General features: G+C 73.7%; 12 protein-coding genes. 7 read left to right on the top strand and 5 right to left on the bottom strand.

The genetic code is table 11. The features are described from left to right. The first annotated feature begins 42 nt into the window (after nucleotides 1-42). Entirely contained in the window at nucleotides 43-762 is a 720-nt protein-coding gene (locus AC1UE5_RS18275) for a YcnI family protein (RefSeq protein ID WP_482926136.1), read from the top strand. On the opposite strand, the gene nhaA is transcribed toward AC1UE5_RS18275, so the two are convergent. After that, complete coding sequence (gene nhaA / locus AC1UE5_RS18270; protein ID WP_482926134.1) at nucleotides 743-2,596, bottom strand: Na+/H+ antiporter NhaA; 1,854 nt, start codon at nucleotides 2,594-2,596, stop codon at nucleotides 743-745. The genes AC1UE5_RS18275 and nhaA overlap by 20 nt on opposite strands. A gap of 106 nt (nucleotides 2,597-2,702) precedes the next feature. Here nhaA and AC1UE5_RS18265 point away from each other — a divergent pair, with 106 nt between their 5' ends. Beyond that, nucleotides 2,703-3,848 carry a carboxylate-amine ligase gene (locus tag AC1UE5_RS18265; protein ID WP_482926132.1) on the top strand — a complete coding sequence of 382 codons (1,146 nt, stop codon included), beginning with the start codon at nucleotides 2,703-2,705 and terminating at the stop codon, nucleotides 3,846-3,848. On the opposite strand, the gene AC1UE5_RS18260 is transcribed toward AC1UE5_RS18265, so the two are convergent. Further along, entirely contained in the window at nucleotides 3,849-4,892 is a 1,044-nt protein-coding gene (locus AC1UE5_RS18260) for a GGDEF domain-containing protein (RefSeq protein ID WP_482926130.1), read from the bottom strand. A 54-nt stretch (nucleotides 4,893-4,946) separates the two neighbouring features. Beyond that, on the bottom strand, nucleotides 4,947-6,089 hold the full coding sequence (locus AC1UE5_RS18255) for a M24 family metallopeptidase (RefSeq protein WP_482926128.1): 1,143 nt from the start codon (nucleotides 6,087-6,089) through the stop codon (nucleotides 4,947-4,949). A 56-nt stretch (nucleotides 6,090-6,145) separates the two neighbouring features. Between AC1UE5_RS18255 and AC1UE5_RS18250 the strand changes: the two genes are divergently transcribed. After that, nucleotides 6,146-7,585, top strand: coding sequence for a cation:dicarboxylate symporter family transporter (locus AC1UE5_RS18250; protein WP_482926126.1), 1,440 nt, complete (start codon nucleotides 6,146-6,148; stop codon nucleotides 7,583-7,585). Nucleotides 7,586-7,616: 31 nt separating this feature from the next. Further along, on the top strand, nucleotides 7,617-8,471 hold the full coding sequence (locus AC1UE5_RS18245; RefSeq protein WP_482926124.1) for an aldo/keto reductase: 855 nt from the start codon (nucleotides 7,617-7,619) through the stop codon (nucleotides 8,469-8,471). Here the strand turns inward: AC1UE5_RS18245 and AC1UE5_RS18240 are convergent. Next, the gene (locus AC1UE5_RS18240) at nucleotides 8,443-9,900 is read right to left on the bottom strand and encodes an MDR family MFS transporter (protein WP_482926122.1); all 1,458 of its coding nucleotides are present in this window, start codon (nucleotides 9,898-9,900) and stop codon (nucleotides 8,443-8,445) included. The two genes, AC1UE5_RS18245 and AC1UE5_RS18240, sit on opposite strands and share 29 nt — an antisense overlap. Before the next feature lie 105 nt (nucleotides 9,901-10,005). Between AC1UE5_RS18240 and AC1UE5_RS18235 the strand changes: the two genes are divergently transcribed. Together AC1UE5_RS18235 and AC1UE5_RS18230 are read left to right on the top strand one after the other, a co-directional pair. Then, entirely contained in the window at nucleotides 10,006-10,476 is a 471-nt protein-coding gene (locus AC1UE5_RS18235) for a Fic family protein (protein ID WP_482926120.1), read from the top strand. After that, nucleotides 10,473-10,688, top strand: a complete 216-nt coding sequence (locus tag AC1UE5_RS18230) for a hypothetical protein (protein ID WP_482926118.1) — start codon at nucleotides 10,473-10,475, stop codon at nucleotides 10,686-10,688. Before AC1UE5_RS18235 ends, AC1UE5_RS18230 begins: the two co-directional genes overlap by 4 nt. Here AC1UE5_RS18230 and AC1UE5_RS18225 read toward each other — a convergent pair. Next, the gene (locus AC1UE5_RS18225) at nucleotides 10,685-12,058 is read right to left on the bottom strand and encodes an FAD-binding oxidoreductase (protein WP_482926116.1); all 1,374 of its coding nucleotides are present in this window, start codon (nucleotides 12,056-12,058) and stop codon (nucleotides 10,685-10,687) included. The two genes, AC1UE5_RS18230 and AC1UE5_RS18225, sit on opposite strands and share 4 nt — an antisense overlap. A 105-nt stretch (nucleotides 12,059-12,163) precedes the next feature. Between AC1UE5_RS18225 and AC1UE5_RS18220 the strand changes: the two genes are divergently transcribed. After that, nucleotides 12,164-13,045 (top strand): vacuolar protein sorting-associated family 26 protein, encoded by an 882-nt coding sequence (locus AC1UE5_RS18220; RefSeq protein WP_482926114.1) that lies wholly within the window; start codon nucleotides 12,164-12,166, stop codon nucleotides 13,043-13,045. The last annotated feature ends 28 nt before the right edge of the window (nucleotides 13,046-13,073 follow it).

Below are 13,073 nucleotides of genomic sequence, written 5' to 3'. Positions count from 1 at the left end.
AGCCACGTCAGTCCATCGATTCGCAAAGGAACACATACGGAAATGCAGCGCAACAAGCTCACGACCGCGGCCGTCGCCGTCGCCGCCCTCGCCGTCCCCGCCACCGCGGGCGCCCACGTGACGGTCTCGCCGGCCGAGATCCCGGCCGAGGGCTACTCGTTCGTCGACGTCAACGTCCCGCACGGGTGCGACGAGTCGCCCACGACCTCGATCACCGTCCAGCTCCCGGACGCCGTCGTCGGCGCGACGCCGGAGGTCGCGACGGGCTGGGACATCAAGGTCAAGGAGGGCAAGCTCGCCAAGCCGGTCGAGCAGCACGGCGAGACGATCACCGAGGGGCCGCGCGAGATCACGTGGAGCGGCGGCAGGCTCGACGCCCACCAGCTCCAGCGGTTCGGCCTGTCCATCAACGTCGCCGGCACCGCCGGCGAGCCCGTGCACTTCAAGATCCTCCAGAGGTGCGAGGAGGGCGAGACCGCCTGGGCCGAGATCCCCGTCGAGGGTCAGGAGGAGCCGGAGGCGCCCGCGGCGACCGTGCAGCTGATCGCCGCGGACGACGCCCACGGCGCCGCCGCGTCCGACGACGCCGCCGCGCAGGAGGAGGTCGCGGCGGAGAACGCGTCCGCGCAGGCGTCCGGCGTCACCGCCGACGACCTCGACGGCAAGGCGTCGACCGGCCTGGCCATCGCGGGCATCGTGATGGGCGCGATCGGCCTGATCGCCGCCGGGTTCGCCGTCGCGGTCAGCCGCCGGAAGGCGTAGGGCTCAGCGCGGCGGCGAGCGCCTCCGCGTCCCACGGCCCGTCGTGGCGCACGCCGTCCACGTAGAAGGACGGCGTGCCCCGCGCGCCGCTCTCGCGCGCGCCCTGGACGTTGAGGTCGATGCGGCCGCGGTGCGCCTGCTCCTGCACGTCGTCGGCGAACCGGTCGAGGTCGAGGCCGAGCGCCTGCGCGTGGTCGAGCAGCCGGCTGAGGTCGGGCGCCTCGGGGTCGCGCAGCAGCCGGTCGTGCATCGGCCAGAACGCGCCCTGCTCGCCCGCCGCCTCCGCGGCCTCGGCGGCCAGCAGCGCGCCCGGGTGCTCGTCCTCCAGCGGCAGGTGGCGCCAGACGATCCGCAGCTGGTCGGCCATCTGCTCCTGCAGCTCGTCGAGCACGTCGGCGCTGCGGGCGCAGTACGGGCACTCGTAGTCGCCGTAGACGAGCAGCGTGTGCGGCGCGTCGACCGGGCCGCGGATGTGGTCCAGCCCGGGGCGGACCGGGTGCGCGAGCCGTGGCGGGCCCTCCGCCGGCGGCACCTCGTCGCGCGCCGCGGTGCGGAAGATGACCGACGCGAGCACCGCGGCGATCACCGAGGCGACGAGCACGCCGACCTTCGCCTGGTCCTGCAGCGCCTCGTCGGTGAACGCGAGGTCGGTGATGAACAGCGAGACCGTGAAGCCGATGCCGGCCAGCGCCGCGCCGCCGGCGAGCTGCGGGCGGCCGACGCCGTCGGGCATCGGGCCGACGCCGGCGCGGACGGCGAGGAGCGTCGATCCCGCGACGCCGATCAGCTTGCCGAGCACGAGGCCGGCGATGACGCCGAGCGTCAGCGCCGAGGTGGACGCGTCGCGGAGCATGTCGCCGTCGAGGTGGATGCCCGCGTTGGCAAGCGCGAAGACCGGCACGATCACGTAGCTCGTCCACGGGTGCCAGAGGATCTGCAGCCGCTCGTTGGGGGAGACCGCGTCGGCCACGCCGAGCTTCGTGCGGCGGGCGAGCTGCGGCGTCGGCGTGCCCTGGAAGAGCCGCGTCAGCCGCGCGGCGAGCTCGACGTCGCGGCGCCGTGGGGGGTGCACGTCGACGAGCAGGCCGACGAGCACGCCCGCGATCGTCGGGTGCACGCCCGACTCGTACATCGCCACCCACAGGATCAGGCCGGAGACGAAGTACGCCGGGCCGCGCCACGCGTTGACGCGGTTGACGACGAGGATCAGCGGGAGGACCGCGAACGCGACGGCGAGCGCGACGAGGTCGACGCTCTCGGCGTAGAAGATCGCGATGACGACGATCGCGCCGATGTCGTCGACGATCGCGAGCGTCAGGAGGAAGACGCGCAGCGACGACGGCGCGCGCGGCGCCACGAGCGCGAGCAGCCCGACGACGAACGCGATGTCGGTCGCCATCACGATGCCCCAGCCGCCGGCGCCCTCGCCCCCGGCGTTGATCGCGGTGAACAGCAGCGCCGGGACGACCATCCCGCCGAGCGCCGCGAGCGCCGGGATGAGCGCGCGCTGGCGGTCGGTCAGCTCTCCGAGCGTCAGCTCCCGCCGCACCTCCATCCCGACGAGGAAGAAGAAGAACACCATCAGCCCGTCGTTGACCCAGTGCTTGAGGTCCTCGCTGATGGTGTGGGAGCCCACGGTGACCGCGATCTCGGTGTGCCACAGGTCGTCGTAGACGTCGCCGAGCGGCGAGTTCGCCCAGATCAGCGCGAGGACGGTGGCGGCGAGCAGCAGCGACGCGCCGCCGGCCTCGGTGGTGAGGAAGCGCTGCGCGGCGCGCTGGCCGGGCGTGGCCCAGGCGGTGAAGCCGCGGGTGCGTGAGGTCAAGGGCGTCATGGCAGGGGTCGACGGACGCCGACCAGTCTTCCCGGCACACCTCGGCCCGGGAGGCTAGCGCGCCGCTGACCGTGAGGCGGTGCGCGCGGGCGGGTACGTCGGCCGCGTGACTCTGGGTCAGGAGGAGTGGGCGCGCTGGGCCGGCGACGCGGGGCGGCCGTGGACGGTCGGGGTGGAGGAGGAGATCATGCTCCTCGACCCGGGGAACTGGGCGCTGGCGCAGGTCGTCGAGGAGGTGCTCGAGGCGATGCCGCCTGAGCTGCGGGCGGTCGTGTGCTCGGAGACGCACAGCTCGGCGCTCGAGCTGAACACCGGCGTGCACGCCGTGGTGGCCGACGCGATCGCCGATCTCGGTGAGCTGCGCGAGCGGGTGGCGGAGGTGCTGGCCGCGCGCGGGCTGCGGGCGGCGTGCGCGGGGACGCACCCGTTCGCCGTCTGGCACGACATGCGCGTATCGGAGGCCGAGCGCCACCAGGCCGTCCGCGGCTCGATGCGCGCGCTGGCCCGGCGCGAGCCGACGTTCGCGCTCCACGTCCACGTCGGCGTGCCGTCGCCGGCGTCGGCGGTCGCGGCGCTCAACCAGCTGCGCGCGCACGTCCCGCTGCTGCTGGCGCTCAGTGCGAACTCGCCGTACTGGCAGGGCCGCGACACCGGCCTGGCGTCCGCGCGCACGCCGCTCTTCCAGGCCTTCCCGCGCGTCGGCATCCCGCGCGTCTTCTCGTCGTACGCCGACTGGGTGCGGTCGATCGGCCTGCTGCTCGACGCCGACGCGCTCCCCGACCACTCGTTCCTGTGGTGGGACGTGCGCCTGCAGCCGCGCTACGGCACCGTCGAGGTGCGCGTGATGGACGCGCAGGCGTCGGTCGAGCAGACCGCGGCGCTCGTCGCGCTCGTCCAGTGCCTCGTGCGGCTGGAGGTGACCGAGGGCTACGCGTCGTCCCGGCTGCTCCACGCGCAGGAGGTCCTGGACGAGAACCGCTTCCTCGCCGCGCGCGACGGGGTCAAGGGCGCGCTGATCGACCCCGACCGCGGCACGCGCGTCCCGGTCTGCGACCTCATCGACGAGGTCGTCGCCGCGTGCGCGCCGCACGCGGCCGCGCTGGGCTGCGAGGCCGAGCTGGCGCTCGTGCCGCTCCTCGCGCGCGAGCCCGGCGCCGAGCGCCAGCGCCGCCTGGCCGGCGAGGAGGACGACCAGCGCGCGCTCGTCGAGGCGCTCGCCGACGCGTTCGGCCCGGCGGTCGTGCCGAGCTGATCAGCGGGCGAAGCGCGGCGCCGGGGCGCTCGCGACGACGACGCGGCCCCTGCCCGTCCGCTTCCCCTCCAGCAGCGCGACGTCGGCCGCGCGCAGCAGCCCGCCGGCGTGGTCGGCGTGGCGCGGGTAGGCCGAGACGCCGATCGTCATCCCGACCCGCAGGCCGGGTGTCACGTCCGTCAGCAGGTCGTGCGCCAGCCGCGCGGCGCCGGGCGCGTCGGTCCCGGGAAGGAGCAGGGCGAACTCGTCGCCGCCGATGCGGAAGACGCGGTCCTGCTCGCGGGCGCGCTCCGACAGCCGGTGCGCGACCACCGCGAGCTCCTCGTCACCGGCCTCGTGGCCCTCCTCGTCGTTGAGCCGCTTGAACCCGTCGAGGTCGAGGAAGAGGAGCGCGAGCGGCTCGCCGAACCGCTCGGCGTGCGCGATCGCCGCGCGCGCCTGGTCGTCGAAGGAGCGCCGGTTGGCGATGCCGGTCAGCTGGTCGAGCGAGGCCTGCTCGGATGCGCGGTCGTAGTGGACGCGGATGGTGCGGCACATCGCCGCGGTCGCGCCGCCCGTCAGCACGATCGTCGCCAGCCGCGCGAGGTGCCCGCCCACGTCCTCGACCCCGATGACCGTCATCGCGGACGCGACGACGACGAGCGCCAGGTGCGCCACGAACGCCCGGCCGTCGACGAACAGCGCCGCGAACACCACCGCGAGGATCAGCTGGGCGCTGAACGGGCGCGTGTCGCCGACGAACAGCAGGTTGGTCGCGACCGCGCACAGCGTGTTGTACGCCACCGCCGCGTTGACGCCTGCGTCGTTGCGCCTGGGCGTCCGCAGCGCCCACACCGCGATCGCCGCCTTGCCGCTGGCCAGCACGCACTCGCACGCGACCGCGAGCCAGCGACCCTCGGCGCCGTTGGCCGCGGCGCTCACGGCGCTGGTCGCGATCCCGACGAGCAGGAGCGCGAACAGCGCGCGGCCGCGCTGGACGGGGCCGAACAGCCCGCCGCCCGGGCCGGTCAGCGGGCCCGCCGACAGCAGCCGCGAGGTCTGCATCCATGCAGCTCTCCCCTTTTCGGACCGGGCCCGAACAAGGGGAGCGCCGGCGGCTCAGATGCGCAGCTCGTGGTCGAACGTCGTCAGCAGCTCGTGGCCGTCCTCGGTGACGAGCACGGTCTCCTCGATCCGCACGCCGCCCAGACCCGGCCGGTAGAGGCCGGGCTCGATCGCGATCACGTCGCCCGCCACCAGCGTGTCGAGCCCGCTGCGCCCGAGCGCCGGCGCCTCGTGGACCTGCAGCCCCACGCCGTGGCCGAGCGAGTGGTAGAAGCCGTGGTCGAGCGCGGCGCCCGGCTCCTTCGTCCGCTGCGTCGCGTGGCCGGCCGCCTCGAACACGTCGCAGGCGACCTCCCACAGCTCCTTGCCGGTGACCCCCGGCGCCGTCGCGTCGAGCACCCGCGCGAGCACGTCGCGGCAGAGCCCGTGCCACTGGACGATCTCCTCGTCCGGGTCGCCGCCGGCCACGAACGTCCGCGTGAAGTCGGCGTAGCAGCCGGACTCGCGGTCCTGCGGCCACAGGTCGCAGACGATCGCGGCGCCCGCGCGCACCGGCCCGGAGCCCGCGTCGTGGCCGTCCGCCGCCTGCTCCCCGATCGCCACGATCGACTCGGCGAGCATCGCGCCGTTCGCGCGCGCGGCGTCCTCGGCGGCCGCGCGCAGCCGCTCGGCGGTCAGCAGGCCGTCCTCCAGGCGCAGGAGGCCGTCGCCGTCCGGCTCGGCCGCCGCCAGCAGCGTGGCGATCGCGGTCGCCGCCGCCTCCGCCGCGCGGGCCGCCCGGCGCACGCCCGCCAGCTCGGCCGCGGACTTGACCCGGCGGCGGTCGTCGAACAACCGGCCCTCCACGTCGAGCGCGACCCCGCCCGCGCGCAGCACGTCCGCGACGCCGAGCGGGAACCCGTGCGGCACCGCCGCGCGCGTGAGGCCGATGCGCTGGCACAGCCGCAGCGCCAGGTGCGCGCTCAGCTCGTCCCACGACAGCCCGCGCGCGATCAGCTCGTCGGCGCCCAGCTCGCCCACGTCGACGAACACCACGTCCGGGCGCACGCGTTCGACGTCGGCGCGCTCGAGGATGCTCGCGGCGACGTACGCCCGCCCGCCGTGCTCGGCGTAGACGACGTCGTCGATGATCGCCGCCGGCAGCTCGTGGCGGAGCTGGGGCGAGCGCAGCGTGTCGGCGCACAGCAGCACGTCCATGCGGGCGAAAGCTACCCGGCGTGCGAACGGTTGCGATCGTGGGTAACGCGCGGGACATGACGACGGGGGAGACGGCGAACGGCAAGCGCAGGGCGCTGCGCACGCAGCTGTGGTTCTGGGTCCTGATCGCGATCGCGGCGGGCATCGCCTTCGGCCTCGCGGTGCCGGACACCGCGCTGAAGGCCAAGTGGCTGGCGGACGCGTTCATCCAGCTCATCACGACCATCACCGCGCCGGTCATCTTCGTCACGGTCGTCGTCGGCATCGCAGCGATCGGCGACCTGTCGCGCGCGGGCGGCCTCGCGCTCCGCGCGCTCGGCTACTTCTTCACGCTGACCGTCGTCGCGCTCGGCCTCGGCCTCCTCGCCGGCAACCTCGTCAAGCCCGGCGGCGGCTTCGAGGGCGACCCGTCCGAGGCCTCGCAGGAGCAGGCGAAGGAGTCGATCGACGAGGCCGGCAACACCGAGGAGGGCCTGGTCGGGTTCATCACCGAGGACCTCGCGCCGGAGTCGATCGTCGGCCCGTTCGTCGAGAACGAGATCCTCCGCGTGCTGGTGCTGGCGATCCTCGTCGCCGCCGCGATCAGCGGGCTGCCGAAGGTCACGCGCGAGAAGGTCGTCGGCGTCTTCCAGATCGCCTCGCAGATCATCTTCGGGATCATCCGCATCGTCATGTGGGCCGCCCCGATCGGCGCGTTCGGCGGGATGGCCTACACCGTCGCGCAGTTCGGCGGCGAGTCGCTGGCGAACCTCGGCCTGCTCGCCGTGACGTTCTGGGGCACGTGCGCGCTGTTCGTCGTCGTGGTGCTCGGGACGGTCGCGCGGCTGGCCGGGTTCAGCATCTTCCGCGTCATCCGGCTGATCCGCGACGAGCTGCTCATCATCGTCGGCACCTCGTCGTCGGAGACCGTGCTCCCGCGGCTGCTGGCCAAGCTCGAGGCGGCGGGCGCGTCGCGCCAGACGGTCGGCGTCGTGCTCCCGACCGGCTACAGCTTCAACCTCGACGGCACCTGCATCTACCTCACGCTCGGCGCGCTGTTCATCGTGCAGGCGTCGGGCACGGACATGGCGATCGGCGAGCAGCTCGCGCTCGCCGGCCTGATGATCCTCACGTCCAAGGGCGCGGCGGGCATCACCGGCGCGGGCCTGGTCACGCTGACCGCGTCGCTGCAGGCGTTCGGCGGGACGTTCTTCAGCGCCGAGGCGATCGCGGTCGGCATCGCGCTCGTGGTCGGGATCGACCGCATCATGTCCGAGGGCCGCGCGCTCACCAACGCGATCGGCAACACGGTGGCGACGCTCGTCGTGGCGCGGTGGCAGGGCGAGCTGGACATGGAGCGGCTGCGCAGGGTGCTGCGCGACCCGGGCATGGTCGACGAGCTCGTCGAGCGAGCCCAGCGCGGCGAGGAGATGGACGTCGACCGCGAGGGCCGGTTCGAGCGCGAGCCGGAGCCCGCGGAGCTGATCCTCCCGGGCGGCGGAGCGCCACGGACTTGAACTTCCGCCCGGACCGGGTAGTCGTTGCGGGGTGAACGACTTCAAGACGATCACGATCGGCGGCGACCTGGCCGTCAACCGGCTCGGCTACGGCGCGATGCAGATCACCGGCAAGGGCGTCTGGGGCGACCCGCCGGACCGCGACGCCGCGATCGCGACGCTGCGCCGGGCGGTCGAGCTCGGCGTGGACTTCATCGACACCGCGGACTCGTACGGCCCGTTCGTGTCGGAGGACCTGATCCGCGAGGCGCTGCACCCCTACGGCGACGTCAAGATCGCGACCAAGGGCGGCTTCACCCGCCACGGCCCGGGCATCTGGAAGGTCGTCGGCCGCCCCGAGTACCTGCGCCAGTGCGTGCTGATGTCGCTGCGGCGGCTCGGCGTCGAGCAGATCGACCTGTGGCAGCTGCACCGCATCGACGCGCAGGTGCCGCTGGAGGAGCAGCTCGGCGAGATCAAGGCGATGCAGGACGAGGGGCTCATCAAGCACTTCGGCCTGTCGGAGGTGAGCGTCGACGAGCTGGAGGAGGCGCGCAAGCACATCGACGTCGTGTCGGTGCAGAACCTCTACAACCTCGTCACGCGGCAGAGCGAGGACGTGCTCGAGCACTGCGAGCGCGAGGGGATCGCGTTCATCCCGTGGTTCCCGATCGCCACCGGCAAGCTCGCCGGCGAGGGCAGCCCGTTGAGCGAGGTCGCGCGGGAGCACGACGCGACGCCGGCGCAGCTCGCGCTCGCCTGGCTCCTGCACCGCTCGCCGGTGATGGTCCCGATCCCGGGGACGAAGTCGGTCGGGCACGTCGAGGAGAACATCGCCGCGGGCGAGATCACGCTGACGCCCGACGAGGTCGAGCGGCTCAGCTCTCTGGGAGCGGCGCAGGGGTAGCGGCCGGGGCGCCGCGCGGCGCCCGGGCGAGGATGACCGCGGGGACGAGCGCGACCGCGGTCATCCCGATCGCCCACCAGAACGTGTGGCCGAACGCCTCGGCGATCGGCTCACCGGCTGTCCGGGCGTCGATGAGCTGGCCCTGGAGGATCACCGCGAGCACCGCGGTGCCCAGCGAGCCGCCGACCTGGCGGATGACGTTGAGCGCGGACGTCGCCCGCGGGATGTCCTGCGGACCGAGCACCGCGTACGCCGCGGCCATCGCCGGCATCATCGTGCAGCCGATCCCGATGCCGCGGACGACGAGCACGCCGCCGAGCCAGCCGTAGGCGGAGTCGGGGCCGACGAACGCGTACGGGATCGTCCCGACGGTCGCGATGACGAGGCCGACGAGCGCGACCTTGCCGCCGCCGACGCGGTCGGTCAGGCGGCCCGCGATCGGCATCGCCATCGCCGCGCCGAGCCCCTGCGGCGCCATGAGCAGGCCCGCGTCGAGCGCGGACTCGCCGCGTGCGACCTGGTAGTAGAGCGGCAGCACGATCATCGCGCCGAACAGCGAGCCGCCGACGAGGAAGCCGAGCACGCTGGCGGCGGCGAACGTGCGCTCCTTGAAGAGCTTGACGTCGATCAGCGGCCGCGGCGCGAACCACGCGTGGCGGACGAACGCGGCGACGAGCAGCGCGCCGGCGAGGATCGGGCCGTAGACGAGCGGGTGGTCGAAGCCGCCCTGCGACTCGCTCTCCGACAGGCCGAAGACGATCCCCGCGATGCCGGGAGAGAGGAGCGCGAGCCCGAGCCAGTCCAGTCGGCCGGCGTCGGACCTGCCCTGGTCGGCGGTGAGGACGCGGTGGGCGAGGACGAGGCCGAGCACCGCGATCGGGACGTTGACGTAGAAGATCCACTCCCACGCGAGGTTGTCGACGATCAGGCCGCCGATGACGGGGCCGAGGATCGGGCCGAGCAGCATCGGCACGCCGATCACCGACATCACCCGGCCGATGCGGTGCGGGCCCGCGATCTGGGCCAGCACGATCATCCCGATCGGCATGATCATCCCGCCGCCGAACCCCTGCAGGACGCGGAAGAAGATGAGCGACTCGGCGCTCCACGCCAGCCCGCACAGCGCGCTGCCGACGCCGAACAGCGCGACGCTCGTCATGTAGACCCGCTTCGCCCCGAACCGCTCCGACATCCACCCGGTGAGCGGGATCACCGTCGCGAGCGCGAGCAGGTACCCGGTCGTGACCCACTGGATCGTGTCGAGCGGCGCGTCCAGCTCGCGCGACAGCGTCTGGAGCGCGACGTTGACGATCGTCGTGTCGAGGATCGACATGATCACGCCGACGACCACGACGGCCGCGACGACGTACACCTCGCGGCCGAGGGGCTCGTCCGCGCCGGGGAGGTCCGGGCGGGGCGGAGCGGGCATTCCGGTTGTCGAAGGTACCCGGACGGGGCGAGCCGCACGCCGTGAGGCCTACGGCCTCGCGTGCTCCCGAACAGGTTCGCGCGCCGTCTTGATGAACTACCGCCCATGCAGCGCGTGCGCGCAGAGGCGCTGGCCGCGGGGTTCCGCAAGCCCGGTGAGGCGGTCGTCTACCCGGTCTGGCTGGGGACGCGTGACACGCCGGTGATGGTCAACCGGCGCGGAGTCCGCGCGGAGGTCGTCGAGCGCCGGGTCGCGGAGGCGCTGCGGCGGTTCGAGGAGGACACGGCACGGATCCGGGCGCTGAGCGACGCGAGGAGGCTGGACACGCGCGTGATCGTCGAGGCGGCCGTTCGGCTGAACGTCCGCCTCCTCCGGATCCATCCGTTCATCGACGGCAACGGACGGACGGCGACGGTGCTCTTCGTCTACGCGATGGTGCGGGGAGGTCTGCCGCTGGTGCAGACGGAGCCGACGCCGCTGACGCGTTGGGCACTCGGGATGGCGCTCCGCGTGGACGGACGTCATTCATACAAGTACCTTGTTGATCTCCTGTGCGCGAGGATCCTGCAGCCGTGAAGCTCAAGTACCGCGACTACACCCCGCCCCCGGGCGATGACCTCCACATCGCGACGAAGCACGGTCTCCTGCCGGTCAGCTCGCGCGCGGGTGCGCTCGCCCTCATGGGATCCGTCATCGTCGCGGGGATCGGGGACCTCGACGATGCCATGGCGTACCAAGCGGAGATCGACGCCGCGGTCGTCGAGGCCCTCGAGCGCGAGAAGGACTAGCGGGCGGGCACCCCTTCCGCGTGCCGCGGCGCGATGTTCTGGTTGCCGCGGAAGACGTTGTCGGGGTCGTAGCGGGCCTTGATCTCCGCGAGGCGGTCGTAGGCGGGGCCGAAGGCGGCGCGCACGCGGGCGTCGCCCTCGTCGCCGACGAAGTTGAGGTAGACGCCGCCGGTCGTCCACGGCGCGAAGACCGCGTGGCTGCGCCGGCCCCACGCGAGGTGCTCGGCGTCGCGCGACGCGTCCTCCCACATCGCGAACGGGTGCAGGACGAACGCGGCCTCGCGCTGCGCGAGCGGGGTCTCGTCGCCCGCGCGCGCGACCGCGCCGCCCCACGGCGCGACGAGCATCTGCGACGTCGGGCCGGGCATGTCCTCGCTGTAGCGGCAGAACGCCTCGATCGCGTCGTCCGGCAGGCCGCCGACGTAGTCGCCGGTCCACCAGTGCCGCATGCCGGGCGGGTCGTCGAGCATCGACTGCAGCTGCGTGTAGGGCATCGGGCCGAACAGGTTCACGACCGGCGGCGCGCTCGCGAGCAGCGCCGCGAGCCCCTTCGCGCCCTCGTCGACCGGGCCGTTCCAGCAGCCGACGAGCGCGAACAGCAGCTCGCCCTGCCACTCGCGCGGGATGAACTCCTCCGGCGGCCCATGGACGTAGCCCATCGCGACGCCGGCGGCGTCCGGCGCGGTCGCGTAGAAGTCGCGGAACGCGCGGGCCATCGTGCGCCCGTGCCGCGGGTCCCACACGGCGAGCCCGCCGTAGAGCTCCGGTCCGACCGGGTGGAGGAGCAGCTCCAGCTCCGTGACGACGCCGAAGTTCCCGCCGCCGCCGCGCAGCGCCCAGAGCAGCTCGGGGCTGTGCGCACCGTTGCACGTCACGAGGTCGCCGTCGGCGGTGATCATCCGCGCCGCGATGAGGTTGTCGACCGCCAGGCCGCACGAGCGCTCCAGCCAGCCCGAGCCGCCGCCGAGCGTGAAGCCCGCGACGCCCGTGGTCGAGACCCGCCCGCCGGTGGTGGCCAGGCCGTGCTCCTGCGTCACCGCGTCGACCTCGCTCCACAGCGCGCCGGCCTCGACGCGCGCGGTGCGAAGCTGCGGGTCGACGAGCACGTGGTTCATCGCCCGCAGGTCGAGCACGACGCCGTCGTCGACCATCGAGTACCCGGCGACCGAGTGGCCGCCCGCGCGGACCGCGAGCGGCAGCCCCGTGCGGCGCGCGTGCGCGATGCCGGCCGCCACGTCGGCCTCGCTCGTGCACTGGGCGATGAGCGCGGGCCGCTTGTCGACCATCCCGTTGAAGACCGCCCGGGCCTCGTCGTAGCCCGCATCCCCCGGCCGGACCTGGCGCCCGGCGAAGCCTTCGATGTGCTGCATGTGACCTGTGCCTCCTTGGCTCCGGCCGACCCTACGCCGGTGCCTGGAGGTGGCGTCGGGCGTGGGAGGTTCGAGACGCCGCCTGACGCGCGATCATCCCGCGCGATGAGCGAGACGCAGGCGCAGGACGCGCAGATCGAGGTCGCGGTGCAGGTGGAGCTGGCCGGCGGCGGCACGGTGGCCGCGGCGGGCGAGGTGGAGGCGCGGGTGACGGTGCCCCGGCTCGACGACAAGGTCGTGGGCGGGAAGGTGGAGCTCGTGCAGCTCGCCGCGCAGACGACGACGCGGTCGGAGCTGACCGGCGACGTCGTGCTCGACGTCTTCTGGCCCACGGAGACGACCTCGGGCTCGCTGCTGCGCACCGTGCTCGCGGAGGTCCCCGTGTGGGAGGGCGAGCCCGCGGCGGGCACGACCGTCGTGCGGGTGCCGGTGCCGGCCGACGCGGCGGCGAGCGCCGAGGGCCTCGTGCGGTACGCGATGGTGGCGACGATCGACCGGCGGCGCGGGTTCGATCCCAGCGCGACCGCGCCGCTGACGGTGGCCGGGACGCCGGGCGTGCCCGCACGGGCCGAGCTGCCGCTCGAGACCGACTTCGACGACGACTGCACCATCGCGTTCGACGGTGTCACGCGGACGGTGCGACCCGGGGAGGCGGTGGCGGGGACGCTCGCGCTGACGCCGCTCAAGGACCCGAAGGGCGCGGCGGACGTCGAGGTCGCGCTGGTCCGCCGGCTGCGGTTCCGCGGGCAGATCGAGCCGGTGGACGACGTGGTGGCGCGGGAGGTGCTGGCTTCGGGCGTCGAGCTGCCGCGCGGCGTCGAGACGCGGCTCCCGCTCTCCATCACCGTGCCGGCCGACGCGCCGGCGGCGCTGGAGACCGCGAGCGTCGAGGTCCACTGGGTGCTGCGCGCGACGGTGGACCGCAAGGGCTTCTGGCGCCACGACTGGGAGGCCGAGATCGAGCTGAACGTCGTGTCGGAGAGCTAGCACCGACCGCGCGCCCGTCCGCGACGTC

This window comes from Parviterribacter multiflagellatus (assembly GCF_056863265.1).
This window is presented reverse-complemented; position numbering and strand designations above follow the sequence as displayed.

Excerpts from the sequence above, each read along its gene's own strand:
- AC1UE5_RS18255 (WP_482926128.1), bottom strand. The coding sequence starts at position 6,089 with ATGGACGTGCTGCTGTGCGCCGACACGCTGCGCTCGCCCCAGCTCCGC.
- AC1UE5_RS18240 (WP_482926122.1), bottom strand. The coding sequence starts at position 9,900 with ATGCCCGCTCCGCCCCGCCCGGACCTCCCCGGCGCGGACGAGCCCCTC.
- AC1UE5_RS18250 (WP_482926126.1), top strand. The coding sequence starts at position 6,146 with ATGACGACGGGGGAGACGGCGAACGGCAAGCGCAGGGCGCTGCGCACG.
- AC1UE5_RS18220 (WP_482926114.1), top strand. The coding sequence starts at position 12,164 with ATGAGCGAGACGCAGGCGCAGGACGCGCAGATCGAGGTCGCGGTGCAG.
- AC1UE5_RS18225 (WP_482926116.1), bottom strand. The coding sequence starts at position 12,058 with ATGCAGCACATCGAAGGCTTCGCCGGGCGCCAGGTCCGGCCGGGGGAT.
- AC1UE5_RS18260 (WP_482926130.1), bottom strand. The coding sequence starts at position 4,892 with ATGCAGACCTCGCGGCTGCTGTCGGCGGGCCCGCTGACCGGCCCGGGC.
- AC1UE5_RS18275 (WP_482926136.1), top strand. The coding sequence starts at position 43 with ATGCAGCGCAACAAGCTCACGACCGCGGCCGTCGCCGTCGCCGCCCTC.
- nhaA (WP_482926134.1), bottom strand. The coding sequence starts at position 2,596 with ATGACGCCCTTGACCTCACGCACCCGCGGCTTCACCGCCTGGGCCACG.
- AC1UE5_RS18235 (WP_482926120.1), top strand. The coding sequence starts at position 10,006 with ATGCAGCGCGTGCGCGCAGAGGCGCTGGCCGCGGGGTTCCGCAAGCCC.